This is a genomic window from Gimesia sp. (assembly GCF_048262075.1).
Lineage (GTDB): Bacteria > Planctomycetota > Planctomycetia > Planctomycetales > Planctomycetaceae > Gimesia.
The window spans coordinates 756,953-782,732 of record NZ_JBLXFK010000001.1 but is presented as its reverse complement, the minus strand read 5'-3'; the positions used below and the strand labels follow the sequence as shown (position 1 = coordinate 782,732).

The following is a 25,780-nucleotide window of genomic DNA, read 5'->3' as shown; positions in this document are numbered from 1 at the left end:
GGGCTGTTATCTTAATATGGCAGGAAATAGACGATGATCACGATAGGATGAGGTACAGACCATGAAACTGGGCATGATTAATTCCGCATGGGCGCAAGCGGGCCGCGATACCGCCTGGGGGTTACAGAAAACAAAAGAGATCGGTTTTGACTGCGTTGATATCTTCATTGATCCGTTCGATGTGGATGTTCGCGAACGAAAGCTGGTCAAAGATACCTGTGAGCGTCTGGAGTTGCCGATTGTTTCCGTCTGCTGTGTCGCCGTGGGACTGATCGATTTTAATCCAAGCGTCCAGCGTTTCCATCTGCAGCGCGTGAAAGCGTATCTGGACCTGTGTTATGAATACGAGGCAAAAAACCTGCTGCTTGTGCTGGGCGAATACATCTGGAACCGTGAGGTTATTCCACCGGAAGAGCAATGGCAGCTCGGCATTGATCAGTGTCGGGAACTGGCTCGTTATGCCGATTCGCTGGGGCTGCAGATCGCTTTGGAATTGGAACCCTTTCCACTTTCGCTCCTGAATAGCGTGGATGCGATGGTACGTTTTGTAGATGAAGTCGATCATCCGGCATTGAAAGCCAATATTGACGTTTCACACCTCCTGTTAGCGAATGTGGAGCCAGTGGAACTCCGAAAACTGCAGGATAAGGCGATTCATGTCCATGTTTCGGACTGTGATGGCAAAGTTCACGGCGACCTGCCTCCTGGACGAGGAGTCGTCCCATTTGAACCTTACCTGAATGAAATTCGGGATTTACACATTTCCGGAGCCATCTCGCTGGAACTGGAGTACTCTCCTGAACCAGATAAAATTGAGGAATGGGTCCGAGAAGCTTACACTGCGACTGACTTACTGATGCAGCAGGCAGGTTTAAGAGGTTAAATGCCTCTGAAATCCTTCTGAAACAAGAGAGTTTTTTGAATTCGGTGAATCCTCGCGTCTGTTGCTTGAAGTTTTCCCTGCGTTTCCCTAATTTCGCAACTAGAAACGCCCAATGGTTGGCGTTACTTCTGGAACCTTTTTGTAAATATTGAGAATACAAACAATGGCCGATCTTATTGCCCCTCATGGAGGTTTGAGCGAACCTGTCTGTTGTACAGTACCTGCTGGCGAAATTGACAGCTTCAAATCTGAAGCAGCAGGACTTCCCCAGGTCCCTGTTTCTGCCGCGGATTTGTCAACCGTATATCGTCTGGGCGATGGCACACTCAGTCCTCTGACAGGACCGATGAATAGTGAAGTTTATAACCGTGTACTGGACGAAGCCTGCATTGAAGTCAACGGCAAGCAGTACGCCTGGACCATTCCCCTTTCACTGCCAGTCACATCAGAACTTGCGGGCACACTGTCAAGCGGACAGAAAGTCGCTTTAACCAATCCTGATGGGGAAATCGTCGCCACTCTGGATATTACTGATGTATTCGAATGGGATAAACCCAAATACATCAAGAGTGTTTATCAGACTGAGCGTACAGATCATCCCGGTGCCGCGATGGTCCTCGAAGGGGATGCAGATAAAACCCATCTGATTGGTGGAGAAATTCGCGTTCTGCCTCAGCCCAAAAACAGCGCTTTCGGAAAATACGTTCTCACACCTCGTGAAGTTCGTGCCCTGATCGCTGAAAAAGGCTGGGATGCTGTTGTCGCCTTTCAGACCCGTAATCCACTGCACCGTGCACATGAATATGCTCTCGTGTACGGTCTGGAATCCTTGTTGAAAGCCGGCAAAAATGCAGGCGCTGTTCTGAATCCGCTGATCGGTGAAACCAAGAGCGATGACGTCAGTGCTGAAATCCGGATGGAAACGTATGAGAAGCTGATCGAAAATCGCGAACTCGGTGAAGGTGACAGTGATCCTGAACTCTGGGGGCCACGCGAAGATACACCTCCGGATCGTGTTTTACTGCTCGGCCTGGATATTAAAATGTTCTATGGCGGACCCAAAGAAGCGGTCATGCACGGTATTTATCGTCAGAACATGGGCTATACGAACATCGTCATTGGTCGTAAGCACGCTGATGCTCCCTATGCAGATGGGACCGCCATCTGGGGTGACTTCGACGCTCAGGAAATCTTCAATAACCTGGCTGGCGAACTGTTGATCGAACCAGTCAATGTTGGATTTGCTGCCTACTATGAATCATTGGGACGCGTTGACCTGATGGAAAACCATTCTGAAGAAAAACCGGTTTTCATCTCTGGTAAACAGGTCCGTGCGACTCTGCAGGAAGGTGAGTTGGTCGATCCTCGCATCATGCGGGAAAGTACTTCCAAGATTCTGGCTGAAGCCATGAAAGTTTCCTGATTCACTGTCAGGTGAACTAAATAATTTATGAAAGGCAGACAGGTATTTGACCTGTCTGCCTTTTTTCGTGAACGGGTAGTAAAAAACGGAAATCACGGACTATGTTCCGTTCCGATTGCTGTTGGACGGACTATTTTGATAATTATTTAATAATCTTCAAATTAGCGCGTCAAAAAATGAGGAGTTGATTCCTCTATGAAATGGGAAGTTCAATTTTTTCGAAAGTAATGTATGCCTGCTGATATGGAAACACAATCAGACGCTGCTCAGTTGCTGGTACAGTATAAAGCACCGCTGTATGCCTACATTCATGCCAGTGTTCGCAACCGTTCTGATGCAGACGACATCTTTCAGGAAGTATCAGTGGCGGTGGTCGAATCATTTGCAAAGTTGAAATCGGAGGCCGGTTTTTTTCCCTGGGCTCGGGAAATCGCGTTTCGTCGCGTGCTGGCCTACTATCGAAATTACGATCGGGAAAAACCAGTGAACCCGCAGTTAATTGCTGTTTTGGCGGAGGCAGCTGAGCGAGTAGAGCAGAAACAACCTGTTTCAACCAGGCGAGAAAAGTTACTGGAATGTCTGGAGCGTTTGCCAGACGTGAGTCGAACTCTGATTGCACGTTGTTATGACAATTCGGGCGAGAGTCTGGGGGCGATTGCTGCCCAGTCTGGACTCAAAGTGACTGCTTTCTATGCCAGGGTTCATCGCATTCGCGCCATCCTGAGAGATTGCGTTGCGCAACGACTCCTGGAGGAATCTGTCGAATGATTCAGCTAAACGATGACCGGCTGTTACAGGAGTACCTCGACAGAACACTGTCTCCAGAAGAACTCCATTCATTCGAAGAACGTCTGTGTCATGAACCGGAACTGGCCGAGCGATTGATCACATTTGCCAGCGATGATCTGGTATTGGCTGAGTGGGGGGCTGACATTGAACTGGAACAGCAGACTCTTCCAGATGAGAGTGCTGTAGTTTCACGAGCTAACCAGTTCTTTTCCAGAAGCAATAGAACAGTGGGCATCTCAGTACTGGCTTCGATATTCAGTATTTTCCTCTTACTGGGCGGGTATTTTCTTTACCAGTCTGTCTCGAGTTCTCCCCTCGTGTCGATTTCAGAGGGCGTTGTTTTCAGCTCAGGCGAACCGATTAAAAACCATATCCGACAGACTCTTAAACAGGGATCAGCCGAGTTGCATTTTCCGACCGGCGCTAAAGTTCTTATTTCTGCTCCTGCCTCCTATGAAGTGACAGGCAATAATTCGATGCATTTACAACAGGGGAGTTTTATTGCCAACGTTCCCCGTTCCGGAATCGGATTTCAGGTGGACACTCCTCATGGGCGTGTGATTGACCTGGGGACTTTATTCTCTGTACAGACCGTCGAAAAAATTGATACGCGGATTCAGGTTTACCGGGGGAAAGTGATTGCCTCGCTGATGAATCAAGCGGGAGGGATCCAGTCGAGTAAACAGGTTTCAGAACATCATTCAGCTACGATCGACTCTGTTAAAAATGAGATTGCGGAAGCATCTGATACTCTCTCTCTCGCTGAAAAGTGTGGCATTCTTAATTACTCTGATTCTGTGGTGTTACAGGAGAACATGCCTGATGCACTGGCAACTGGCATGTATCAGGTCTTTGAGCACGATGGCCTGGCATTTATCTTTCCAGAGCGGATGCAGGTATTGCTAAATAGAGAGTTGATGCTTGTGGCAAAACCCTCGGAAACCGGACCACCGAAGAGAGCAGGCACGGTATCCGCAGGGACGAAAGTGGACTGCTACCGCATTTATTATGATCCTGCAGTACAAGAAGGGACTTTTATTCCTGTTCAAGGTGAGATTCATTTTGACCGACCCATTCTGGGGGTCATATTGGATAAAAAAATCCTGTCTCAAACGGATCGACTTTTTCATCCCCTGAGTCTGAACAATTCCAAGCGTGAATTTGTTCATCAGGGAACTGAAACTGATACTGGCGGCAATGATCCACAGGCCAGATATGATGAAGTTTCTATTTCACCAGACCGACGCACACTGTCGTTCATGCTGCTTTCAGGAGAGCGTTTCGTCGATGAATTTCGTGTGATCGTTCAATCTTCGCATCAAGAATCCCTCACCGAACTCCCCTGACAGCCTTACCTTCCCTGAAATTGTTTTCATTCCTTTTATAATAATTATGAAGAGAGGAGTTATGGAATTTCTAGATCGACATCGAAAGGGTTTTACATTAATTGAACTGTTGGTGGTGATCGCGATTATTGCGATCCTGGTTGCACTGTTATTACCTGCAGTACAGCAGGCCAGGGAGGCTGCCCGCCGGAGTACCTGTAAGAATAATTTAAAACAGCTGGGGATTGCGCTGCACAACTACCATGATTCTCATCGCGTCTTTCCTTTTGCAACCGTTTGTGGTGTGAATACTGCAGCCTACACCGGACAGAATCATGCACGTCAATCATGGTTTCATATGGTTTTGCCTTACGTCGATCAGGCACCATTGTATGATAAGCTGAGAGACGGTTTTCAATCAGGCACTGTCAGTGACTTTGCTTCCCATCCGCAGCGATCAGTCAAAGTACCGGTTTTTATGTGTCCCTCCGATCCCAACAGCGGCAAAATTGGGAGTCAGAAGAGTACGTTTTATTCGAATTATTTACTCTGCTCAGGATCGACGACACAAGGAGCAGATGGAACCTTTCCTAAATTAAACGGGATGTTCTTTTATGTGTCACGGGTCAGAATGAGCGATGTGACCGATGGCACGTCCAATACCATCGCCGCCGGGGAAATTAATCTGGTTCCCGATGTCGCAGGGGGTAGCTCCATTGCAGATTGTCTGACGATTGGTGATCTCCGTGGGAGGATCTGGGGGACCAAATATGTGGGTGGCGGGACGTTTACCACGTTGCAGGGACCCAATACTTCAGTACCTGATACCGTGACCTACGGTTACCACAGAGATTATGCCCCCATCAGTACAACCTGCTCCAGTAGTGATAATGCCGTATATGCACGCAGCAGACATACAGGGGGAGTCCATTTTCTACTGGCAGATGGTGCAGTGAGGTTCATTTCCGACAATGTCGACACCACTACATTTCGTCATCTGGGAACACGGGCAGGGGGAGAAGTGCTGGGAGAATTTTAGGTCTGGTTTAACCTGTTCAGTGATTCGGGATTTCCATCTGCGTGGGACTAAAGAGATCGAGTAAAATCTGTCTGCAGGGCAAGTCGTGGATTGTGACTCACTGCCGGTTCTGCGGGCTGACACTTGAAGCACGCCTTTTGGGCAAGGCAGGTCGGGTGTGTGACACTGTTTTACATGTTTACCCTGACTGTTTCCTGTTGTTTGCGACAACCCCGAATTGCATTCGGGGCTATCCGGTCGGGAGGAGTGACTCTTGTTTTTCAACAGTAGCATTGGGCAAGTCAACTATACCACCTGGGGGCGTGAGAAGACATTGAGTATTTTCGTTATTGCGGGGTTCAGTCCTGTGTGGGATCGAATGTCTGATTTCTGTGTTGTGTTGCATGGTGGAGTATTTTCGGGAAGGGCATGGGGAGGTCAAGGGGAGATGAACAACAAAATGTGGCGATATATGTTGATGTGGGCGCGATATGGGACGTTACCGGGGCGGTGCCGGGACGAAGTATTTCGAAGTGTGGCGATCCGCAGGCATACATTACGAACAGGTGTGGTTTCAGGCAGTGCAAATCTGGAAAAAACAGGCTCATTTGCAGTGAAGATAAAGAACAACTGGCCCGTGTTTCAGTGCACTGTAAACTGGTCACGCGCGCGACTCAGTTAGGCGCTTATCATGGTTCGTCGCAGGAGGGAGTCAAGTCGAATTTATTCAGTGTCTCTTTTCAACAGATTGTGAATGATTTTCGTTGTTGTGTAGAAGTATTCGGTTCGAATTTAAAAACTGTTCGAGGTGTCAGCCATTTTCAATTCAAGAATGATTCCAGTTTATCATGTCCTTTCGTGTGCACTGCTTCTGCCAGTCTTCAGCGGTTGCGGGAATCAGGGAAGTGAGGAGCCAGTATTTGTCACAGTCAAAGGTTCTGTTTCACTGGACGGAGATTCCATTCCGGTCGGGGACATTATTTTCGAGCCCGCTGATGGTGCAGGACCAGCAGCTGCCGGGCAAATACAGGCTGGGAAATTCGATCTGCAATGTCCTGTCGGAACAAAAAAAATAATCATTTCAGCGGCGCGAAAGACCGGCAAAAAAGGGAAAGACTTTGGTGAGGATATCATGGAATCCTACATACCTGCGAAATACAACACGGAGAGCGAGCTACAGGAAAATGTCAGCCAGGACTCTGAAAACGAATTTCATTTTGTCCTGAAATCAATGTAGAATATAAAGAGAAACCCGATCCATAGATCTGAAAGCATGGAGAAGTGATAAAGTAATGCCATTAGATTCCAGAATTACGCGTCGAAAAATGTTACGAGATTCGGTACTGGGAAGTGCCGGTCTCTGGGTTGGGGGGAGTTCCCTGGCTGCAGAAAATAAATCAGCCAATGAGAAACTCAATATCGCCTGTATCGGCCTGGGGAACCAGGGGAATGCGAATCTGGGATTGGTTTCCAGCCAGAATATCGTCGGACTGTGTGATGTCGATTCAGCGCGTACGGCAAAATATGCAGCGAAATATCCCAAAGCGAAAACCTATGCCGATTTTCGCATCATGCTGGAGCAACTCGATAAAGAGATTGATGCGGTCGTCGTCACCACTCCCAATCATTCACATGCGACGATTGCCATTGATGCGATGCGCCGAGGAAAGCACTGCTATTGTGAAAAACCCCTGGCACATTCCATCCATGAAGTCCGTGAGATGCAGCGGGTCGCGAAAGAGCAAAAAGTCGTCACGCAGATGGGGACACAGAATCATGCGGGAGATAATTACCGCCGGACTGTCGAACTGATTCAGTCAGGCGCGATTGGCGATGTGAAGCAGGTGCATGTCTGGTTTGGACGACCGGGTGGCTGGAGACGCTATCAGCGTGTCGTGGATCGCCCTGTGAAACCACAACCGATTCCCAAAACTCTGAACTGGGATTTGTGGGTTGGTCCGGCTCCTATGCAGAATTTTCATCCCTGTTATCATCCCCATGACTGGCATTACTGGTGGGACTTTGGCAATGGCACGCTGGGCAACATGGGATGCCACTATATGGATCTGATCTTCTGGTCTCTCAACCTGCAGTATCCCACATCCGTTGAAACTAAGGGACCAGAGTTGCATCCCGATTCCACTCCCTTCTGGCTCGACTGTCATTGGCAGTTTCCTGCACGGGATTTGATGCCTCCGGTAGAAGTGATCTGGTATCACGGCCGTAATACTCCGCAGGCTGTTCTCGATCTGGGAGGCCCGGAGTGGGCAGCCGGGATTCTATTTGTTGGCGAATCGGGGATGCTCGCGGCAGATTACAATAAGCGGGTGTTAATGCCTGAGGAAAAATATGTTGGCTTCAAACCACCCGAAAAAACGATTCCAGACGCGATTGGCAATCATCGCATGGAATGGTATGAAGCCTGTAAAGGAAACGGGAACACATTGTGTCACTTTGATTATGCCGCTCCCCTGACCGAAACGATTCTGCTGGGGAATCTGGCATTTCGGGCGGGTAAAAAAGTGGAATGGGATGCGGAAGCCATGCAGGTCAGAAATGTTCCCGAAGCAGCCAAATATCTTCAACGCGAATACCGCTCAGGATGGACTCTCTGATAATGACAAATCGAACAATCAAACAGACCCTGATTTCTAACCTTGCAGCTTTGATGGTGAGTCTGTTGGGGGGGCTCGCCGTTACAGAAGCCGGTCCCGGTTTATATCTGGAAGTTGCTGCAGGAAATCAGGCACGTCAAAACTGTGTGATCAGTATGCCGGTACCGGACATCTTTAAAAATCAGCAACGTCTGGCACTGTTCCGTCTGGATAACAAGCAGGAAATTCCCATTCAGATCGATCAAGCAGGAGAGCAGCAAGAACTGGTCTGGATTTTAAGGGACCCATTACCTGCAGGCGCGACCAGGAAATACCAGGTTCTCACCGGTGGTCCTGGAACAGCGCAGGTTGAGCAGGTCAGCGTGAACGATGATGGCAAACATTTGAAAGTCAAAGTCGCTGAGAAACCGGTCCTGACGTATAATCATGCGATTGTTAAAGCACCCAAACGGGATGAAGCTTATTACGACAAAAGTGGTTACATTCATCCGCTCTACACGCCTTCGGGAAAAGTAATCTCTGATGATTTCAATCCCGATCATCCGCATCAGCATGGCATTATGTTATCGTGGCGTAAAATCATCTTCGAAGGTCGCGAAAATAATGGCTGGGATCAGAAATCGCAGTTAGGAAAAGTGGAACACAACCAGGTCAATTCGTTCTCCGGCGGCCCGGTTTTTGGATCATTTACGACGACCATTGATCATATCGATCTGACAAAAAAATCGGGACCTGTGACGATGCTCAAAGAAACCTGGCAGGTCCGGGTTTATGCACTGGATGAACAGTTTCTATTCGATATTCGGTCGACCCAGAAGTGTGCTACAGACCAACCGGTCACGATAGATAAGATTCATTATGGAGGCATGACGGTGCGCGGCCATGCTGACTGGCATGGAGCGGATGCGTATAATTATCTAACCAGCGAAGGGAAGGATAAACTGAATGGCAATCAATCCCGTCCGTCGTGGGTCGAGATGTATGGCCGATTGGGAGCCGAGACAGCGGGTATCGCTATTCTGGATCATCCGGGGAATTTCCGGTTTCCACAACCTGTCAGGCTGCATCCCACGATGCCTTACTTCTGTTTTGCTGTTGCTTCGCTGGATCCGTTTATCATAGAGCCGGGGAAAACGTTCGTCTCACGCTATCGCTATTACGTGCACGATGGCAAGCCGGATGCGGAACGGGATCAACGTTTATGGGATGATTACGCTCATCCTCCCAAAATCAAAATTATTTCGGCTCCGTGAATCCACGTTTCAAACGGATTGATCCATTTGGTTATTCTGGTTTCGAAACCGGCTTCTGGTCTATTGCAGGTTTTTCTTCATCTACTGGCTTCTCCTCAGCCTTTGGATTTTTTGAGGGGAGTTGTATCGATTCGATCATCTTGACAATTTCTTCTTCGTTATAACTTTCGGTCGCAATCTGCACAAACAGGAAAGCGGCTCCCTGCTTGCCTGGAAATACTCCTGTAATCTGCTGGAATTCCGTACCGTTTTCATCATTACCTTCTGCGAAGTTAAATTTTATTTTTTCCCCATCAATAGTGAATTCCCGCTCTTCCTCTTTGGTGATGGTGAGCTCCCGCTGGTTTTGCTTTTGTCGCTTCATGCCGTCGCGGAATTCCTTGTCCATATCAACCATCCCATCGTTGGGGATTCCCAGGCTCATTATCACAAGTGCGCCTTGTTGCTCTTGTTCTTCGTAGATCACCATGCGGATTCGTGAACTGGCAACATTGATGGAGATACCACCCTGGGTATGGAAACTGTCAGGAATTGTTATATCAGTGATCTCATTTTGAATTTCCAGGATCTCATTTTTTTTATCAGTAACTTTGAATTCTGTACCGCGAGCCACATAATAAACCCCGCCACAGCACAACAGCATACACAGCCCGCCAAAGCCGAGTAGTGCCAGCAGCACTTTCACCCCAGTGCTCATTCCCTGTTTGGGTTGTAAAGAAGACTCAGGAGGAAAATCGTTATCTTCTGAATAAAAGTTGTCGTCAGACATGGGGGTAGTACCTTTTCACGAAGCTGCAGGTCGATGTTATAGATGGCTGCAGGAATTGAAATTCCAGGAGCCTGAGTGGAAAAACGCGGTCTTCCATAAAGGGAAAGTCTATACGGAATGAAGTAGAGAAACGAGCGTAATCTAAAACCGGATCATAAAAATGTGAGAATTATGACCAGTCTGATTCGTCCTCAGTGGAATTCTGACGTTCAGCTTCACGCCATTGTTTCTGCAGTTTGCGGCGTTCCCGTTTGCTTAAGCCTTTAAGCTGTTCCGGGTCGTGTGGCTGATCGACACGAATGTTCTTTTTTGCCGATCTGGTTTTTTGTTTCGTGACGGTTTTAGCTGGAGCAGGCTGTGATTCAGCTTGAACAGGTTCAGGGGTCTTTGCCTTTTCGGGAACTGAAGCCTTTTTCTTTGGAGTTGGGGCAGGTTTAGGTTCTTTAGATTCAGCAGGAGGATCTGGCTGATTCTGTTGTACTCTGGCCGCTTCTTCACATCGCGTTTTTTCTGCGGCTTCCTGTTCTAACCGGGTGACTGCCAGCTCTTTTTTGCGAAGGATTGCTTTCGCGACTCGTTTTGCTTTCTGTCTGATACGACGACGACGCAGATACTCGCCTCCGATTTTTGTGAATCGTGAAGGAACCTTTTCCGGCAGGTCGACAGACTGATATAGCAGGTGATGTATATGCAAGAGCAGGCTTGTGAAGAAACACCAGTGTGCGAACAACAGCAAGCCAGATCCAATTAAATGGTGATAGGCGGTTCCCGGAATCAGATTATCAGTAAACTGGAATGTTAAATAGGCAACATATGAAGCGACTGCGATGATTGTCATGTTCAATCCCGCACGGTCGCCACGCAGCTCAAGATACGTCATCAAGGCCACACTGGAACCCAGTACCAGTGCCGGAACCATCCAGGCTAAAAGATTGGTATGGGGGCCCCAGTCAAACAGCCTTAATTCAATCACGGTGCTGGCCCAGACCTGATGCAGGCTCGTGGTAGTGCACAAGGCAAATAGAAACAATCCGCAGGCAACCCACTTCCAGAGGCGATATCTGCCTGAAAAATCATGCAGACTCTGAGTTCGCAAGGAAGCGATCAGAAGTGCCAGTTGTCCAGAAACTAACAAGAGTGCGCCACTAAGAACATGCGACAGGGGACTGGTTTTTAATGACAGATAACCGGCCAGAGCGGAATCAGGTTTAGTCAATTCCGGTCGATAAAGGTCAGCAGCCACTAACGCGGCAAAACAGAAGAGAACAGGTAGATAAAAAGCTGACAGTTTCCAGCGTCGGGGGAAAATGACTGTCCGCAACGGATACTGTCCAGCCGCGAAACGATGGGTTCGGGCGATATTCTGAGATGTAGTGTCCTCGTTCGAATCCTCCAGGGACTCGGAAGATTCCGACGCCAGTCTGCGACGTCGGCGTTCATCTATGGAACGAGAGCCGGCAAATCCTGTAGACATTGATACTCTGTACGATCCTTCAACGAGATCTTTGTCGTCTATTTGAGATTACTGTAAGACAGTTGAGAAACCAAAAATGAGTGGGCCACGATCCTCGGGCGAACACGCGCTGATTTCATCAACCGGAAAAAGTAGGACACTTCTTTCATCGGACGAATTCGATCTTAGACAAGAGGGTCGGTTTTGAATTGGATTCTGATTTAATGGTTCAGACTGCTGCATGAGATTTATGTTTTTTAATCGATACAGTTTGTTTGATAGGCAGTGTCTTCCCAGTTGTTCCATGGCTCCCAGATTAAATGGGGATGATTTGATACGATCAAACCTTCGCGAAAATAATCAGACGCTAAGAGTGGTTAACTGCCGAATTATAAGTGGTTTAAGAATAGTTGCGGTTTATAGGTCTGGGGCAGTGCTCTCGCTGATTTATAAAGTATATAATAGGGCATCAGACTACCAACCTTCGCAATTTTTAATAGATGGAGTGTTTCTATTATGTTCGCTAACTGGAAGAATCTGCTGATTATCAGTGTGCTTCTTTTTTCTTGTACAGGCGTTTTGGCGGCTGAATTTCCGCATTCAGCTGTTTCTTCAGGGGCTGGTATTGTGATCCGTCTTAAACAGCCTCGTGTAACACTACAAAAGTTGACGGCCATCATAAATCAGGTGGATGAATCTCTGAGCCCAATACTGCAGGGAAATTTACGGACTGTTCTGGGACGTTCCATATCTAACCCCACACTGGCAGGAGTCGATAACACGCGTGATATGTATGTGGGTGTATTTCTGAGTAAAACCAAATCACCAGGGATTTTGTATGTGGTGCCGGTCAAAGATGAAGCTGTAATCATAAAGGAACTCGGTGAAAAATATAAAAGTGTGGTTCAGGAAAAGTGGATCATTTACAGCGAAGACCGGAGCCTCATTGATCAGGCGGTACTTGTCAGTCAGGATCCAATACTCAATTTCCAGTCCCTGATGAGCGCTGAAGCGAAAGATATGTTTGAGAAAGGCGATTTCTCAGTCTATGTCAATTCAGAGAATCTGGTCTCGATCTACGAGCCTCAACTGATGTTGGCCGGTCAGCAGTTCGAGCAGGCTTTGAATCAGCTTTCGAAATCGGTAAAGGCATCACCTGGTGTGAACACAGAACCGATTTTAGCGATGTATTCCACGTTGGGTAAAGGAGCTCTGCAGGCTGTTCAGGATTCCCGCAGTTATACAACTGCACTTCACATCGAACAGGGGGGCATCGGCCTGGAAAGTCTGTTTGAAGTAAAATCAGACTCACAAACCGATCAATTGTTTCAGAAAAACCCTCCCCAGAACTTTAAGCTTCTGGGGAAGTTTCCAGCCGGTCAGCTGACTTATTTCGCAGGTGCCGGTAATACCGATGCCCTGATTACCTGGGGGATGAATTTCACGGCACAGATGTTTGATGAGACTAAAGAGAGCGATGAAGCTCGTAAGAACTTTGAATCAATTGTGAAAGCGATCCGTAGTTTGAAATTTGGGAGCTATTACTTTTCATTCGAATTAGGCAAGCTGTCAGACGGTGTGTTGAATGCGTATACGGTTTCAGAAGTATCACCGTCTGCTGAAATGCGAAAATACACTCGTCAAATGATGGCAATGATGAAAGAGATGTCCTTTCCCGGTATAAAGCAGGAGATTAAGTACACACCGGACGCGGAAAAAATTGGAGAGGAAACGGTGGATCTTACTGTAATCAAGCAGGAAGTAGATCTCGCCTCTGATCCACTCCAGGTGCAGAAACGTATGCTGGAAATTCTGTACGGTCCTGAAGGGATAACCAACCGGATGGCTTACCCTGAAGGCATGGTGCTTCAGGCAATGGGGGGGACAGCGTCTATGAAGAAATTCCTGGATGCGATAAATGCTTCTGACAGTTCTGAGGAAATTGCACAGAACCAACCTGCTTTTCAGGCTGCCCGCAAACAGGGACTCAGAGAAGCTAATATTCTCGCTTTAATAGATGTGCCTGCTACAGTAGCCAGAATCTATAACGTGTTATCAGAAAGTCGCCAACAGGACGGGGTGTTCTCCGATGAACTGCTGAAAAAACAGGGAATACCTGCTTCGTATCTTACTTTCAGTTTGGGGCTGAGCAGGCAGTCAATGGTCACGAAAACCTATCTGCCAGTTCAGACCCTGCAGGGTGGTTTTAAAATCTTTTCGATCATATCCGGCCAAAAACTCTCTCAGCAGGTTGAAAAACAGAAAAATAACTGAAAATCTGTCTGGCCTGAAAAATGGCTGTATGGTCGCTTGTAAGTTGAATTCAGTAAGTGAGATACGTCTTCTGGTTATTATGATTGATATCTTGTCGATTGTAGAATCAGAGCTGATTTTGCAAAACATCTCTTGAATGATTCGACATTTTACCGAAAACTGTCAAAAATACGCGAACCTTTATCAGCCAGGCTCGGTCTAGCTGGTGTAGGAGGATTCCTGATTTATGAGTTGGGAATTTTCTGTATTTTATTTGTGAACGGAATTGTTCCGTTTTTTCCTTTCGAGGTAGTAACCTCGCTTTTTTAGTCTCTTTCTCTGCGGTTTAACGCAGGAGGTGCACTGATGATTTTCAATAAACAGAATCGTCGTTTCGTCGTCAAAGCAATTAACAACAGCGCGTTTGTCAAAGCAGCTGTCGTGAAAGCCATTGATGTCGTCTGTGCCGCCCTCCGTCTGGATTCGTTAAGCCCTCTAAGTGGAGAACGATTGTCGGAATCCGGTGGTATGCCGGGGACCCCCCCGATGGGTTGGCATTCTTGTCAACATCAACCATCAAGGCATTCGCTATATCAAAGATATACGCGGATAACGGGTACCCAAACCACTGTGACCGGAACTGCTTCGTAGGCAGTCTCCAATTCCCTGCTTTTCAGCAGAAAATCGTTCCTCAAAGTGGTTGGTTTAACTCAATTCGGGTTGAGCTGACCGTGCCGTTTTTGATGGCGTGAGCAACACTTTGGTTGTCTTCCTGCAGTTAAAAGAATCTATTCTTTTAACTGCACTCGACTGACATCTGATGCTGTTCTGTTCTCACATCAATACTGCATGTCATGCCACTTTGATACTCCTTGAATAAATGTCCTTTTTCAGGGACAGAGAAGAGATAGTACAATGGAAGATCAGAACTTAATTGAATTAGTTACTGCTGCTCAGAATGGTGATCGAGAAGCTTTTGGTTCACTGGTGGTTCAGTTTGAATCAACTGTATTTGCGATCGTCATGAAGCGACTACGGAATCATGCAGAAGCCAGCGAAGTAACTCAGGATGTATTCATCCAGGCAATGCGAAAACTGTCTCAGCTGAATGCACCAGAGCGATTCGGTGGCTGGTTGCGACAGATTGCCGTCCGGATGTCAATCAATCGAGCTGTGCGTCGGCCTAATGAATGCATTCAGAGCCCGGATACAATTATCGTCCTGGACGATGAGCCAGAAAGTCCTTTGGACAAACTTCTGGAAAGTGAACGGGCAACTGAATTGCGAGGCGGACTGGAACAGCTGGGTGAAGTTGACCGGCAGACGCTGATCTCATTCTACTTCAAAGGTCAGTCCCTGAAGGAGATGAGTCACGAATTTGATCGACCCATCGGTACGATCAAGCGGCGACTGCACACGGCCCGTAATCGACTGCGGGAAGCATTGCTGGATCTGCAGTCCGTTTAATGCGGATTAATAGTAACAAGAAAAACGCCTGTAGAGGGAAACTTCTGCAGGCGTTTTATTTTATATCGATCTATGAAATACCATCCCCGGTCAGGGAACCGTTATGCCTGCTTTGATCAGCAGCGAGGTCAATGCGATCAGCGGGATTCCTGTTATCGCAGAATGATCTGTGGATTGAATCTCTTCAAATAATGTAATCCCCTGGCGCTCCAGTTTATAAGCTCCCGCACAATTCAGAGGTTGATCGAAGCGGACATAGCGTTCGATGGCAGTTCTACTGAGTGCTCTCATCTTGAGGGTGGTCTGATTGAGGTGAGTCTCTAAAAAATCAGGACCAAGTACTGCGATAGCGGTGATCAATAGATGGGTTCGACCTTGCATTGACAGTAACTGTTCAATCGCAAGTTCCTCTGAGCCAGGCTTTCCCAGAATGCAGTTTTCAAAAGAAACCAGCTGATCACCTCCAATGACTACTGCTTGGGGGTTCTGTTGAGCTACCGTCTTTGCTTTCTCCAAGGCCAGAACTTCAGCCAATGTATCAGGGGTAAATCCGGCTTGTTTGAACAGTTCTTCATCCACTTGGGGATCACATGTCTCAAATTCTAATCCCATTCGTGTTAATTGTTGAGCACGATAGGGAGAGGTACTGGCCAGAATGAGTTTCATATTGTGGTCTCTCAACGAAAATCTACTCAGTTCTTCTAGAGCGCATCAAATTTAACCATAGCGTCTCTCAAACTATTATACTCGGTTCAAATAGCCCTGGAGACGCTATAGTAAAACTGGACACAGTCTAGCTGGATTGAATTTATTTATCAGGTGCGGGATGGAACACCTGACGTGGAGACAGCTGGTCTTCTGCTGGCTCCCAGTCGGCAATCGCTACCAGTCCACCTTGGGGGCTGATCACCGCGATTTCAATATTCTCTTGCGTTGCCGGAAATTGTTCTGGCTTACATTTCAACTTTTGTCCCTGGCTGAGCGACAGGAGTTCCCGTTCATTGCAGTGGTAGTGGGGCAGTTGTTCCACAGCGAGTATCGCCGGTTGTAAATTCTCGGCAATCGTGACGAGAGATAGTTCTTCATTCAGTTCCATTGCTGAATCCAAATTGAAGGGACCGATTCGGGTACGCGTCAGTGCCGACATGGTGGCGCCCACGCCCAGTTGTTCGCCCAGGTCACGGCCGATTGAGCGGATATAGGTTCCCGAACCACACAAGATTCGTAATTGAAACCGGGGAAAAGAAAAGTCCAATAATTCGATTTCGTAAACATCGACTTTACGGGGCTGAATTTCAAAAGATTTACCACGCCGCGCGAGATCATAGGCTCGTCTTCCGTCGATATGAACGGCGGAGTACTGAGGCGGAATCTGATCAATTTTTCCCTTGAATGCAGGCAGGCAGGTTTCCAGCTCCTGCTGTGTTACCAGTCGACAGTTGGCTGTCTCGCTGATAACACCTGTGATGTCATCAGTATCACTGCGCTTTCCCAGAATAAATTCACCGATGTATTCTTTGGGCTGTTGTTGGATGAAGCGAATCAGACGTGTGTTGGATCCAGTACACAGTACCAGTACCCCCGTCGCCAGCGGGTCAAGGGTTCCCGCATGACCAACGCGGACTGGTTTGATCAACTTCTGGACCTGATTAACCACCTGCCGGGATGTAATACCTTTTGGTTTATTGATATTCAGCAGGCCTGAAATGGTCAGACTGGATCCAGATGTTTTGGAACTCATCGGAGAATGTGCCCATTGTTTCTGGTGGTTACAGCAAATGGTACGCTCTATCTTTGATTCAGACAGAAACCCGTACTTTTTGTTGATGATAATTCAAAGCAGCACCGACAAAACCTGCAAACAGAGGATGCGGGCTGACTGGTTTGGATTTGAATTCCGGATGAAACTGCACTGCGAGGTACCAGGGATGATCCGGAATCTCAACAATTTCTACCAGGTTACCATTGGGACTGGTTCCGGTTGGAATCATGCCCGCTTCAATCATCTGTTTGCGATATTCAGGATTGAATTCATAGCGATGTCGATGACGCTCACTGATTGAGTCAGCTCCGTAGCAGGTATGAGCGTGTGAGTCTTTGGAGATGATGCAATCCTGGGCTCCCAGTCGCATCGTGCCTCCCTTCTCAGTAATCTCTTTCTGCTCTTCGAGTAGGCAGATGACGGGAGCATTTGATTCGCTGTTAAATTCAGTGCTGTGTGCGTCCGGCAGTCCCAGGACATTTCGGGCAAACTCAATGACAGCACATTGCATCCCCAGACAGATACCAAAGTAGGGTATTTTATTCTCACGGGCAAATTTTACGGTAGCAATCTTTCCTTCGATGCCACGTTTGCCAAAGCCTCCCGGAACCAGAATACCGTCTACATTCGACAGCAACGCTTCGGTGCCCTGTTGTTCGATTTCTTCTGCTTCGATCCGCTTGAGAAGGATACGTGTAGAATGATGGAAGCCGGCATGAAACAGGGATTCATAAATCGATTTGTAAGCATCTTTGTGGTCGATATATTTGCCAACCACTGCAATCGTGACTTCATGTTCCGGATTCTTGATACGGTTCAACAGGGAACGCCAGTTTGACAGATCCAATGGTTCCGCATCGATCTCCAGTTTTTTGATGATCAGCTTGTCCAGGCCATCATCGGCAAGACCCTGTGGGACTTCGTAAATTGAATACTCCGTATCAACCTCTTCTATTACGGCTCCTTTTTCGACGTTACAGAATAAGGCGATTTTGTCTGCATGGTCTTTTTCCATCGGACGCTCTGTGCGGACAATCAGTACGTCTGGTTGAATACCAATCTGACGAAGCAGGCCGACGCTATGCTGCGTCGGTTTCGTTTTCATTTCCCCGGCGGCTTTGATGTAGGGGACCAGGGTTAGATGGATGAACAGACAGTTTTCCTTGCCGATATCCAGAGGGATCTGTCGAATCGCTTCCAGAAAGGGGAGCCCTTCGATGTCCCCCACGGTCCCTCCCAGTTCAGTAATCACCACATCGACATCGGAACTGGCCAGGTTATAAACCGACTCTTTGATTTCGTCTGTAATGTGGGGAATCACTTGCACGGTGGCCCCCAGGTATTCGCCGCGACGTTCTTTTTCAATTACGCGCTGATAAATCTGCCCCGTCGTGTAGTTCGATTTTCGCGAAAGAGGGCTGTTGGTAAATCTCTCGTAGTGTCCCAGGTCCAGATCGGTTTCTGAGCCATCGTCGAGCACATAAACTTCGCCATGCTCATAAGGGTTCATTGTGCCTGGATCAATGTTAATGTAAGGGTCGAGCTTTTGCATGCGGACTCGCAAGCCGCGCTGTTCCAGCAGGAGTCCAACGGATGCCGAAGTCAGGCCTTTACCCAGGGAACTGACTACTCCGCCAGTAACAAAAATATGTTTTGTTGTGTGTTTGGTCATTTCGCGATCTGTTTCTCGAGACGTCATTGAATAATGTTGCATGATAGGCAATTCTTCCTGAAATTGCACGCTTCAAAATCAGGAAAACCCCAGCCAGATTTAAGGAAGAACAACCGACAGTGATTGTGAGGTAAATCTGGTGTATCGGATTAAGGTAAATAATATCAGTCACTTAAGATGGGTGGCAGTATCTTGTTCCGGGTAGGGAGGCTTATTTATTCTGCTGATAGCGTGAAACAAATTGAGCGTAATCTTCAGGAGTATCAATACCCACGGAAGGGTGGGAAACTTGAGCGACTTGAATAGTGGCACCTGATTCCAGAGCACGTAACTGTTCCAGCTTTTCCAACTGCTCCAAAGGAGTCGGTGGAATCTGAGTCAGGTTCAGCAGGAAAGGCCGACGGTACGCATAGATCCCCAGATGTAGCAGCCAGGGACTCTGGTCTGGCAGGAGTGATTCTGGACTCTGATCACGAGTAAAAGGGATAGGCAGGCGACTAAAGTACATTGCAGAGCCATCCGTGCGACAGACAACTTTCGTACAAGAAGAATCCTGCAACTGCTCCAATTCACGAATCGGAGTAGCCAGCGTAGCCATATCTGCAGTCGGAGACTGAATTAAAACTTCGATAAGCTGATCGATAAATACGGGTGAAATTTCAGGCTCATCTCCCTGAATATTAACCAGAATTTCAGCATCAAACAGCTCGTGCTTTGCCAATTCTGCAATTCGGTCGGTACCATTGGGATGCTCACCTGTCAGGCAGGCTTTCCCGCCAAATCCATGTACACATTCCATGATTTCCAGACTGTCTGTAGCGACGATCAACCGATCCAGCTTTTCGGAACTGGCGGCGGCTTCCCAAGTGTGCTGAATTAACGTTTTACCCGTTTCGTTCAGCAATAGTTTTCCGGGTAGTCGAGTGGATTGCAGTCTGGCGGGAATCACGCCGCACACTTGCATGTGAACACCTCCTGTGTTTTATGATGGACGGCTCTCTTGGTAACAATTGTCTGTTTCGTCAATTTATCAACACTCTGACAAAGACATCAAGCGGGGGACAAGCAAAACTGCAGCATTATTGACAGGAATCTTCCGGAGAGCAGATCGCTGGGTTAACAGGCTGCTATTGGAGGGGATCAGCACTTCTGATATGGTGTGCTGCTAACAGTTTAGCCCCTTACAGATTCCCAGACAGGATTTTCAGATGGAACATGGATTTCTAGGCTATCGCTCAACTTTCATGTTGGATTTTGTTGTCTCGGCACTCATCCTTATCGTGCCTTTACTGTTATTCAGTCTCTTCACAGTCAAAATTAAACGTAATTTTTCCTTACACAAAAAACTGCAGATATTACTGGGAGCAGTACTGCTGGTTGCTGTAACTGCGTTTGAAGTCGACGTGCAACTCATGCACGGTGGTTGGCAGAATATTGTCAATCAGCGCGAGACACCGTTGACTCCCGAACAGTTCCAGTATGTTCGGAATGTGCTCTATGTTCACCTGGTATTTGCTGTCAGCACACCACTGTTCTGGGCTACTACGTTGGTTCTGGCATTGAAACGGATTCCTAATCCGCCCACACCCTGTGCACACAGCGGGCTCCATAAGAAGCTGGGTTGGATTTCAACAATTGATATCACGCTGACTTCGGTAACAGGCTTGTATTGGTACTACGTCGCGTTTGTTGTCAGCAGTTAAGAGCCTCTTTTTCTGATCAGGACTTTTTGCGAGAGCGGGTAACTGGTCCTTTGGCTGGCTTCGCGTCGTCACTGCTGTCTTTAGCAAGGACGCGTGCGATCGCATCCAGAAAAACATCCATTGCGAATGGTTTTCGGAGATAATCATCTACGCCCAGCATTTCAGCGTAAGCTTTATGGCGTCCTCCTTCGTTCGCAGTAATCATGATGACTCTCGGAGGGGATGGGAGTGATTTCAAAGACTCTAATACCGGGAACCCGCCCATTTTGGGCATCATCATATCGGTAATGACCAGATCCGGGTTTTCAGCTTGTGCCAGTTTTTGACCTTCCAGACCATTGGGGGCAACAAGCACATTGTAACCTGCTGCCTTGATGACACCGCTTAGCGTACTTGAAATTTCACGGTCATCTTCGATCAATAAAATCGTATAATCGGTTGACATGGTTTTTAAATTCCCTGGAGAAACCAGTTGTTTCTCGCGACTCCTGAATTAAAGTGACCCAGCGCCACATCCTCGAGACACACCTGCCCTGTGTATATGGTATGCCTCTATCAATCGATTCTCAAGGCAGTTATGGAAAACTGTGATGAATCTTAAACTTTCAGGTGAATAGTAAGCCCTGTTGTAGCGGCTTTAGCGAAGAATTTTCTTCACTTTTTCGCCTGATTTATAAATGCTTCAACTCGGGCCCGGTTTTTCACGCCCGGTTGCTCCTCGACTCCGCTGGCAGTGTCGACACCAAAGGGCTGAACGGCGCTGATTGCTTCTGCTACATTCTCTGGGGTCAGTCCTCCTGCCAAAATCAGTGGTGGCCAGTCGTCAATCTGATAGTGTTCCTGAATCACAGTCCAGGGAGCCACTTTTCCGGTCCCACCAAAGGCCGTTGGTGAATAAGCGTCAATCAACAGGAAGTCCGGTCGTTTCCCACAGCGATTGCATTCATTCATATAAGCGGCGACAGATGCAAGGTCGGATTCTCGTACCCGAAACGCACGAATCAGGGGCAGCTCAGGAAAGCGTAGTCCCAGTTCAGCCAGATATTCGGGGGATTCATCGCCGTGCAACTGGAGCAGGTCGAGAGAAATCGCCCCGCAGATCGTCTCAATTTCCTCCAGACTGTGATTGACGAACAGTCCCACCAGAGACACATCTTTGTCTGCGACAGCAGCTTCAATTTCCCGGGCGGTTTCGACACTGATTGACCGCGGTGAGGGGGTATAAAAATTCAATCCCAGCGCGGAAGCACCGAGCGCGGCCACCATTCGGGCTGTTTCGGCATCGCGAATGCCGCATATTTTCGTCCACATTGTTGATCGGTCTTATCCTGGCTCGATATCTTGAAAAGCGAATCGACCGCGGCAATCATCGGGTGACGCGGACTGGACTCTCATTATAGTCGCCGGGCCACTCAGCGCGTAGAGCTGACAGGCAGGAACTGGATACAGACTGGCTTGGGCACAGTGATTTCATGGCCCGTCGGTATGAGCAACCCCGTTTTTTGATCGATCTTGAAAACGACTACATTGTTCGAATCCTGGTTGGCAGCCAGCAGAAATTTTCCACTGGGATCGATGTTGAAATTACGGGGAATGGCCCCGCCGGTCGGCTGATAGCCCAGTAACGTCAGTTTCCCTGTTGTCTGATCAATCCGGTACATGACAATTGTGTTCGGTCCCCGGTTCGAGCCGTACAGGAATTTCCCGGAAGGATGCACCAGGACCTGGGCCGTCGAATTCCCTTTCCGCCTGGTTCCTGCGGGAACCGTAGAGATATTCTGAATGATCTCTAATTCGCCCGTCTTTTGATTGTAGTTCATCGCAGTCACGGTCAGGTTCAGCTCGTTGATCACATAACCCCATTTCCCGCTCGGATGAAAGGCGAAGTGGCGAGGTCCGGCTCCCGGGGCCATTTTGATCTCGTGGGAGCCGTTTGAATTCGGAGATAGAACACCCTGTTTGGGATCAAAGATATATACAAGCAGCTTATCGATGCCTAAATCAGCTGCGACCGCATATTTATTCTCAGGATCCAGGTTGATGGAGTGAGCGTGGGGCGACTGCTGACGCTGGGGGTTAATACTTGAGCCACTATGTTGTATTACCGATTTGCAGTCATCGATCGCACCGTCTTTTTTGATCGAAAATGAACAAATTCTCCCGTTGGAGTAATTGGCCACGAGCACCGTTGTTCCGGTCCGGTCGACCACCAGATAGCAGGGAGAGCCTCCCTCGGATGCAATCTGGTTCAGAAAAGTCAACTTACCACTGTCCGAGTCAATCGAAAACGCACTGACAGCTCCGGAGGGCAGATTTGGAAAATCAACAATCCCATGGGGGAAATCATTGATTTCGTTGACAGCATACAGGAATTTCTGATTGGGGTGAATCGCCAGGAACGACGGGTTTACGACATTTTCCGTAGCATCCACGTGCGTCAGTTTGCCCGTCTCGCTGTCCAGCAGCAGCTGGTAGATCCCTTTGCTATCACTGCCGCGGGTGTAAGTGCCCACATAAACCCGGTATTGATCGGCGCCCCGGGCGGTCTCAGTGAACAGGGTTGAGCAGACAGCACCTGACAACATGGTGACGTACAGGAAATATTGAGTCTGCGAGAGCATGGGTAGTCCTATTTAAGAATGCAGGAAGAAACGAGCAGGTCACGAGTTTCGAGCCCTATGGTCGTATTTCAGATTATTTGACTCCAATCCACTACGGAACGCAAGCCTCTGTTTCGGACGAGATCTGAAATACCGGGGGTATAAATCCTGTGATTCGGAAAACGAAATGATTATACTTTGAAGCATGTTGAAACGGATTACACTACATAACTTTATGAGCCATGCGTTTACCGAGATCGAGCTGTCGCCCGGATTGACCGTGTTGACAGGGCCTAATAACTGCGGTAAGTCGGCGTTCGTTTCTGCGCTGCAGGTTCTGGCTGAAAATACCTCTGGCGATTATATGGTCAGGCACGGTGCGAAAGAGTGCCGTGTGATCGTGGAAACCGATGATGGCCACGTCATCGAATGGAAGCGCAAAAAGAAAGTGGTCAGCTACACGATTGACGGGCAGGATTTTCATCGCCTCCGAAACAGCGTCCCGGAGAACCTGAACGAAGTTCTGCGGCTGGCGAAAGTCAAGTCGGGGGACAGCGATGAATTCGACGTGCATTTCGGCGAGCAGAAGTCGCCCATTTTTCTGTTAGGCGACCGGGGTAGTCGTGCCGCCCGTTTTTTTGCGTCTTCCTCTGATGCATCGGTCCTGATCGAAATGCAGAAGCTGCACCGCAGTAAAGTCAAAGTATCACAGCAGGAATGTCAGCGTAAGCAGGCCGAGCAGAAACTGAATGCCGCGACCCTGGAACTCCTGCAGCCAGTTCCGGATCTGGAATCGCGACTGGATGAACTCGACCAGACCTATCATACGCTCCAGGCCGAAGTACAGCAGATTCAGCAGCTGGAAACCCTGATACAGGGACTGACACAGGCTAGTGAACGTGTAGAATTCTGCTCCCACCACACGGCCTGTTTGAACGACTTGCCAATGGAACTCCAGCAGGAAAATGAGCGTCCGCTGGAAGCACTCGTTCATCGCTGGCAGGGGATCGAACAGGAACTGCAACGTTCCCAGGTCACCGTCACCGCATTACAACCTTTAAATACACCGCCAACGATTGAAGATGAGTCCGCGCTAGTGGCTTTGATCAGAGAGACGGAGCTGCAAACCGGGATCTGTCAGTATTCCACTATTACACACAGTTGCCTGGAAGATCTGCAGGATCCTCCCCAGTTGACCTCACCAGACAATCTGGAGAAGCTGATTACTCGACTGTCCGCGGCGGCAGAACGGGTTCAACTGGATCAGCAGGAAGCACAAATACTCGTGGGATGTGTTCCACCCCCTGAACTGGTTGACGGCGCCCGCCTGGAGCAGGTCTGTCAGCAGTGGACCGCCGCGGAAACCGAGTTTTTGGAACGGAAACAGATTCACGCGGAAGCAGAAGCAGCATTTGAACGCGTGCGTGTGGAAATGCGGGACTGGGTGGCAGAAAACCCCACCTGTCCGACCTGTGGCGCGGAGCTTGAACCGGATCAGTTTCTGCAGTCTGCAGAGACTGGATTGAGGGGGCACACACATGACCCATGAGGAATACCAGGGGGTGCTGCTCATCGGGGATCCACACGTCGAGGGACGGGTTCCTGGCTTTCGTAAAGACGACTATCCCCGCGTGGTGCTGGAGAAGCTGAAATGGTGCCTGCAGACAGCACAGGAGCAGAAACTGCTGCCCGTGATTCTCGGGGATCTGTTTCATGTCCCCCGAGACAATCAGAACTGGTTGCTCTGCGAGCTGCTCACGCTATTCGATACGCCCGTGTATGGTATCTACGGGAATCATGACTGCCGGGAAAACCAACTGAATGAACATGACACGCTGAGCATCCTGATTCAGGCCGGCCGCTATCGCCTGCTTTCGTCAGAAACTCCCTGGCGGGGCACCATGGCGGGACGATCTGTCCTGGTGGGGGGCACCTCCTGGGGACAGAAACTGCCCAAAGCCAATGCTTTTGAGAAAGAAGCTGAATCGCCACTTGTTGTCTGGGTCACCCATCACGATATTCTGGTACCCGGATACGAAGAACAGGGGCACTTGAGACCATACGAAATCGAAGGCGTGGCTTACGTCGTGAATGGGCACATTCACCGGCAGCTGGAAGACGTGCAAAAGGGACAGACCACCTGGGTCACGCCGGGTAACATTATCCGCCGCTCTCGCAGTGATGCCACGCGGGCACACGTTCCCTCTGTACTCAAGCTGGAAGTATCCGCAGCGGGCTGGCAGCGCTCGAAACTCGTCATTCCGCATGAGTCATTTGAGGATATCTTTCATCCCGAAGTGCAGGATGAAACCGAGGAAGGGCTCCCTTCCGCTTTCATTTCGGGGTTGGCCGAATTACAGTCTCGCCGAACAGATACAGGGGCAGGTCTTAAACTGTTCCTGGAGAAAAATCTGCCACAGTTCGAAACAACCGTGGCAACTGAAATACAGAAATTAGCAGATGAGGTGTCCAGCCATGACGAATAATGACCAGCCGGGAGCCGTTCCCGATATTGAAACGTTGACGGAGCAGTTCCAGAAACTGAATAAACGCAAAATTGAGTCCGAACGCGATCTGGTAAACGCCGAAAAGAACCTGAACGAGCTCAAACAGCAGGCCCAGGAAGAGTATGGCACCGATCAGCTGGAAGAACTCAAAACGAAGTTGCAGCAGATCAAAGATGAAAATGCCCGTAAGCGGGCTGAGTACCATCAGAGCCTGGAAAAGATAGAGGCGGAACTCACCAAAATTGAAACGGCCCACAATGCGTCCGATGCATCCTGAACGGGGCGGCT

General features: G+C 48.6%; 24 protein-coding genes. 15 read left to right on the top strand and 9 right to left on the bottom strand.

Annotated features, from left to right (window positions below; translation table 11 throughout):
- Positions 1-61 precede the first annotated feature (61 nt).
- From ACN0YH_RS02870 to ACN0YH_RS02835, 8 genes are all read left to right on the top strand, one after another.
- Positions 62-883: a sugar phosphate isomerase/epimerase family protein gene (locus ACN0YH_RS02870; RefSeq protein ID WP_417378035.1), complete on the top strand. Its 822-nt coding sequence runs from the start codon at positions 62-64 to the stop codon at positions 881-883.
- A 163-nt stretch (positions 884-1,046) separates the two neighbouring features.
- Positions 1,047-2,306 (top strand): sulfate adenylyltransferase, encoded by a 1,260-nt coding sequence (locus tag ACN0YH_RS02865; protein ID WP_417378034.1) that lies wholly within the window; start codon positions 1,047-1,049, stop codon positions 2,304-2,306.
- Positions 2,307-2,537: 231 nt separating this feature from the next.
- Complete coding sequence (locus ACN0YH_RS02860; protein WP_417378033.1) at positions 2,538-3,074, top strand: sigma-70 family RNA polymerase sigma factor; 537 nt, start codon at positions 2,538-2,540, stop codon at positions 3,072-3,074.
- Entirely contained in the window at positions 3,071-4,441 is a 1,371-nt protein-coding gene (locus tag ACN0YH_RS02855) for a FecR domain-containing protein (RefSeq protein WP_417378032.1), read from the top strand. Before ACN0YH_RS02860 ends, ACN0YH_RS02855 begins: the two co-directional genes overlap by 4 nt.
- A gap of 61 nt (positions 4,442-4,502) precedes the next feature.
- Entirely contained in the window at positions 4,503-5,459 is a 957-nt protein-coding gene (locus ACN0YH_RS02850; RefSeq protein WP_417378031.1) for a DUF1559 domain-containing protein, read from the top strand.
- An 811-nt stretch (positions 5,460-6,270) separates the two neighbouring features.
- On the top strand, positions 6,271-6,675 hold the full coding sequence (locus ACN0YH_RS02845; RefSeq protein ID WP_417378030.1) for a hypothetical protein: 405 nt from the start codon (positions 6,271-6,273) through the stop codon (positions 6,673-6,675).
- 88 nt (positions 6,676-6,763) lie between these two features.
- The gene (locus tag ACN0YH_RS02840; protein WP_417378029.1) at positions 6,764-8,053 is read left to right on the top strand and encodes a Gfo/Idh/MocA family protein; all 1,290 of its coding nucleotides are present in this window, start codon (positions 6,764-6,766) and stop codon (positions 8,051-8,053) included.
- Positions 8,054-8,055: 2 nt separating this feature from the next.
- A complete protein-coding gene (locus tag ACN0YH_RS02835) occupies positions 8,056-9,306 on the top strand; it encodes a PmoA family protein (RefSeq protein ID WP_417378028.1) in 1,251 nt (416 codons plus the stop codon).
- Between the two features lie 31 nt (positions 9,307-9,337).
- Here the strand turns inward: ACN0YH_RS02835 and ACN0YH_RS02830 are convergent, their stop codons facing one another.
- The gene (locus tag ACN0YH_RS02830; protein ID WP_417378027.1) at positions 9,338-9,991 is read right to left on the bottom strand and encodes a hypothetical protein; all 654 of its coding nucleotides are present in this window, start codon (positions 9,989-9,991) and stop codon (positions 9,338-9,340) included.
- A 253-nt stretch (positions 9,992-10,244) separates the two neighbouring features.
- Positions 10,245-11,549 carry a hypothetical protein gene (locus ACN0YH_RS02825; RefSeq protein WP_417378026.1) on the bottom strand — a complete coding sequence of 435 codons (1,305 nt, stop codon included), beginning with the start codon at positions 11,547-11,549 and terminating at the stop codon, positions 10,245-10,247.
- 606 nt (positions 11,550-12,155) lie between these two features.
- On the opposite strand from ACN0YH_RS02825, the gene ACN0YH_RS02820 reads away from it, so the two are divergent.
- The 3 genes from ACN0YH_RS02820 to ACN0YH_RS02810 all read left to right on the top strand — a co-directional run bounded on the left by ACN0YH_RS02820 (position 12,156) and on the right by ACN0YH_RS02810 (position 15,248).
- Positions 12,156-13,802, top strand: a complete 1,647-nt coding sequence (locus ACN0YH_RS02820; protein WP_417378025.1) for a hypothetical protein — start codon at positions 12,156-12,158, stop codon at positions 13,800-13,802.
- 345 nt (positions 13,803-14,147) lie between these two features.
- The gene (locus ACN0YH_RS02815; RefSeq protein ID WP_417378024.1) at positions 14,148-14,432 is read left to right on the top strand and encodes a hypothetical protein; all 285 of its coding nucleotides are present in this window, start codon (positions 14,148-14,150) and stop codon (positions 14,430-14,432) included.
- A 264-nt stretch (positions 14,433-14,696) separates the two neighbouring features.
- On the top strand, positions 14,697-15,248 hold the full coding sequence (locus ACN0YH_RS02810) for an RNA polymerase sigma factor (protein ID WP_145229181.1): 552 nt from the start codon (positions 14,697-14,699) through the stop codon (positions 15,246-15,248).
- A gap of 90 nt (positions 15,249-15,338) precedes the next feature.
- Here the strand turns inward: ACN0YH_RS02810 and ACN0YH_RS02805 are convergent, their stop codons facing one another.
- The 4 genes from ACN0YH_RS02805 to kdsB form a co-directional block, all read right to left on the bottom strand.
- Positions 15,339-15,914, bottom strand: a complete 576-nt coding sequence (locus ACN0YH_RS02805; RefSeq protein WP_417378023.1) for a Maf family protein — start codon at positions 15,912-15,914, stop codon at positions 15,339-15,341.
- Between the two features lie 142 nt (positions 15,915-16,056).
- The gene (gene truB, locus ACN0YH_RS02800) at positions 16,057-16,989 is read right to left on the bottom strand and encodes a tRNA pseudouridine(55) synthase TruB (RefSeq protein ID WP_417378022.1); all 933 of its coding nucleotides are present in this window, start codon (positions 16,987-16,989) and stop codon (positions 16,057-16,059) included.
- A 58-nt stretch (positions 16,990-17,047) separates the two neighbouring features.
- The gene (locus ACN0YH_RS02795; protein WP_417378021.1) at positions 17,048-18,724 is read right to left on the bottom strand and encodes a CTP synthase; all 1,677 of its coding nucleotides are present in this window, start codon (positions 18,722-18,724) and stop codon (positions 17,048-17,050) included.
- 169 nt (positions 18,725-18,893) lie between these two features.
- Positions 18,894-19,646, bottom strand: a complete 753-nt coding sequence (gene kdsB / locus ACN0YH_RS02790) for a 3-deoxy-manno-octulosonate cytidylyltransferase (RefSeq protein ID WP_417378020.1) — start codon at positions 19,644-19,646, stop codon at positions 18,894-18,896.
- Between the two features lie 244 nt (positions 19,647-19,890).
- Here kdsB and ACN0YH_RS02785 point away from each other — a divergent pair, with 244 nt between their 5' ends.
- Complete coding sequence (locus tag ACN0YH_RS02785) at positions 19,891-20,385, top strand: DUF420 domain-containing protein (RefSeq protein ID WP_417378019.1); 495 nt, start codon at positions 19,891-19,893, stop codon at positions 20,383-20,385.
- A 16-nt stretch (positions 20,386-20,401) separates the two neighbouring features.
- Here ACN0YH_RS02785 and ACN0YH_RS02780 read toward each other — a convergent pair whose 3' ends face one another.
- The 3 genes from ACN0YH_RS02780 to ACN0YH_RS02770 all read right to left on the bottom strand — a co-directional run bounded on the left by ACN0YH_RS02780 (position 20,402) and on the right by ACN0YH_RS02770 (position 23,006).
- A complete protein-coding gene (locus ACN0YH_RS02780) occupies positions 20,402-20,830 on the bottom strand; it encodes a response regulator transcription factor (RefSeq protein ID WP_417378018.1) in 429 nt (142 codons plus the stop codon).
- A gap of 209 nt (positions 20,831-21,039) precedes the next feature.
- Positions 21,040-21,696, bottom strand: a complete 657-nt coding sequence (locus ACN0YH_RS02775; RefSeq protein WP_417378017.1) for a phosphoribosylanthranilate isomerase — start codon at positions 21,694-21,696, stop codon at positions 21,040-21,042.
- Positions 21,697-21,797: 101 nt separating this feature from the next.
- Positions 21,798-23,006, bottom strand: a complete 1,209-nt coding sequence (locus ACN0YH_RS02770) for a lactonase family protein (protein ID WP_417378016.1) — start codon at positions 23,004-23,006, stop codon at positions 21,798-21,800.
- Between the two features lie 184 nt (positions 23,007-23,190).
- On the opposite strand from ACN0YH_RS02770, the gene ACN0YH_RS02765 reads away from it, so the two are divergent.
- Genes ACN0YH_RS02765 through ACN0YH_RS02755 form a run of 3 tightly spaced genes read left to right on the top strand, consistent with a single transcriptional unit; the run spans position 23,191 to position 25,769 of the window.
- On the top strand, positions 23,191-24,534 hold the full coding sequence (locus ACN0YH_RS02765; RefSeq protein ID WP_417378015.1) for an AAA family ATPase: 1,344 nt from the start codon (positions 23,191-23,193) through the stop codon (positions 24,532-24,534).
- Positions 24,524-25,471 carry a metallophosphoesterase gene (locus ACN0YH_RS02760; RefSeq protein ID WP_417378014.1) on the top strand — a complete coding sequence of 316 codons (948 nt, stop codon included), beginning with the start codon at positions 24,524-24,526 and terminating at the stop codon, positions 25,469-25,471. Before ACN0YH_RS02765 ends, ACN0YH_RS02760 begins: the two co-directional genes overlap by 11 nt.
- On the top strand, positions 25,461-25,769 hold the full coding sequence (locus tag ACN0YH_RS02755) for a hypothetical protein (RefSeq protein ID WP_417378013.1): 309 nt from the start codon (positions 25,461-25,463) through the stop codon (positions 25,767-25,769). Before ACN0YH_RS02760 ends, ACN0YH_RS02755 begins: the two co-directional genes overlap by 11 nt.
- Positions 25,770-25,780: the final 11 nt, after the last annotated feature.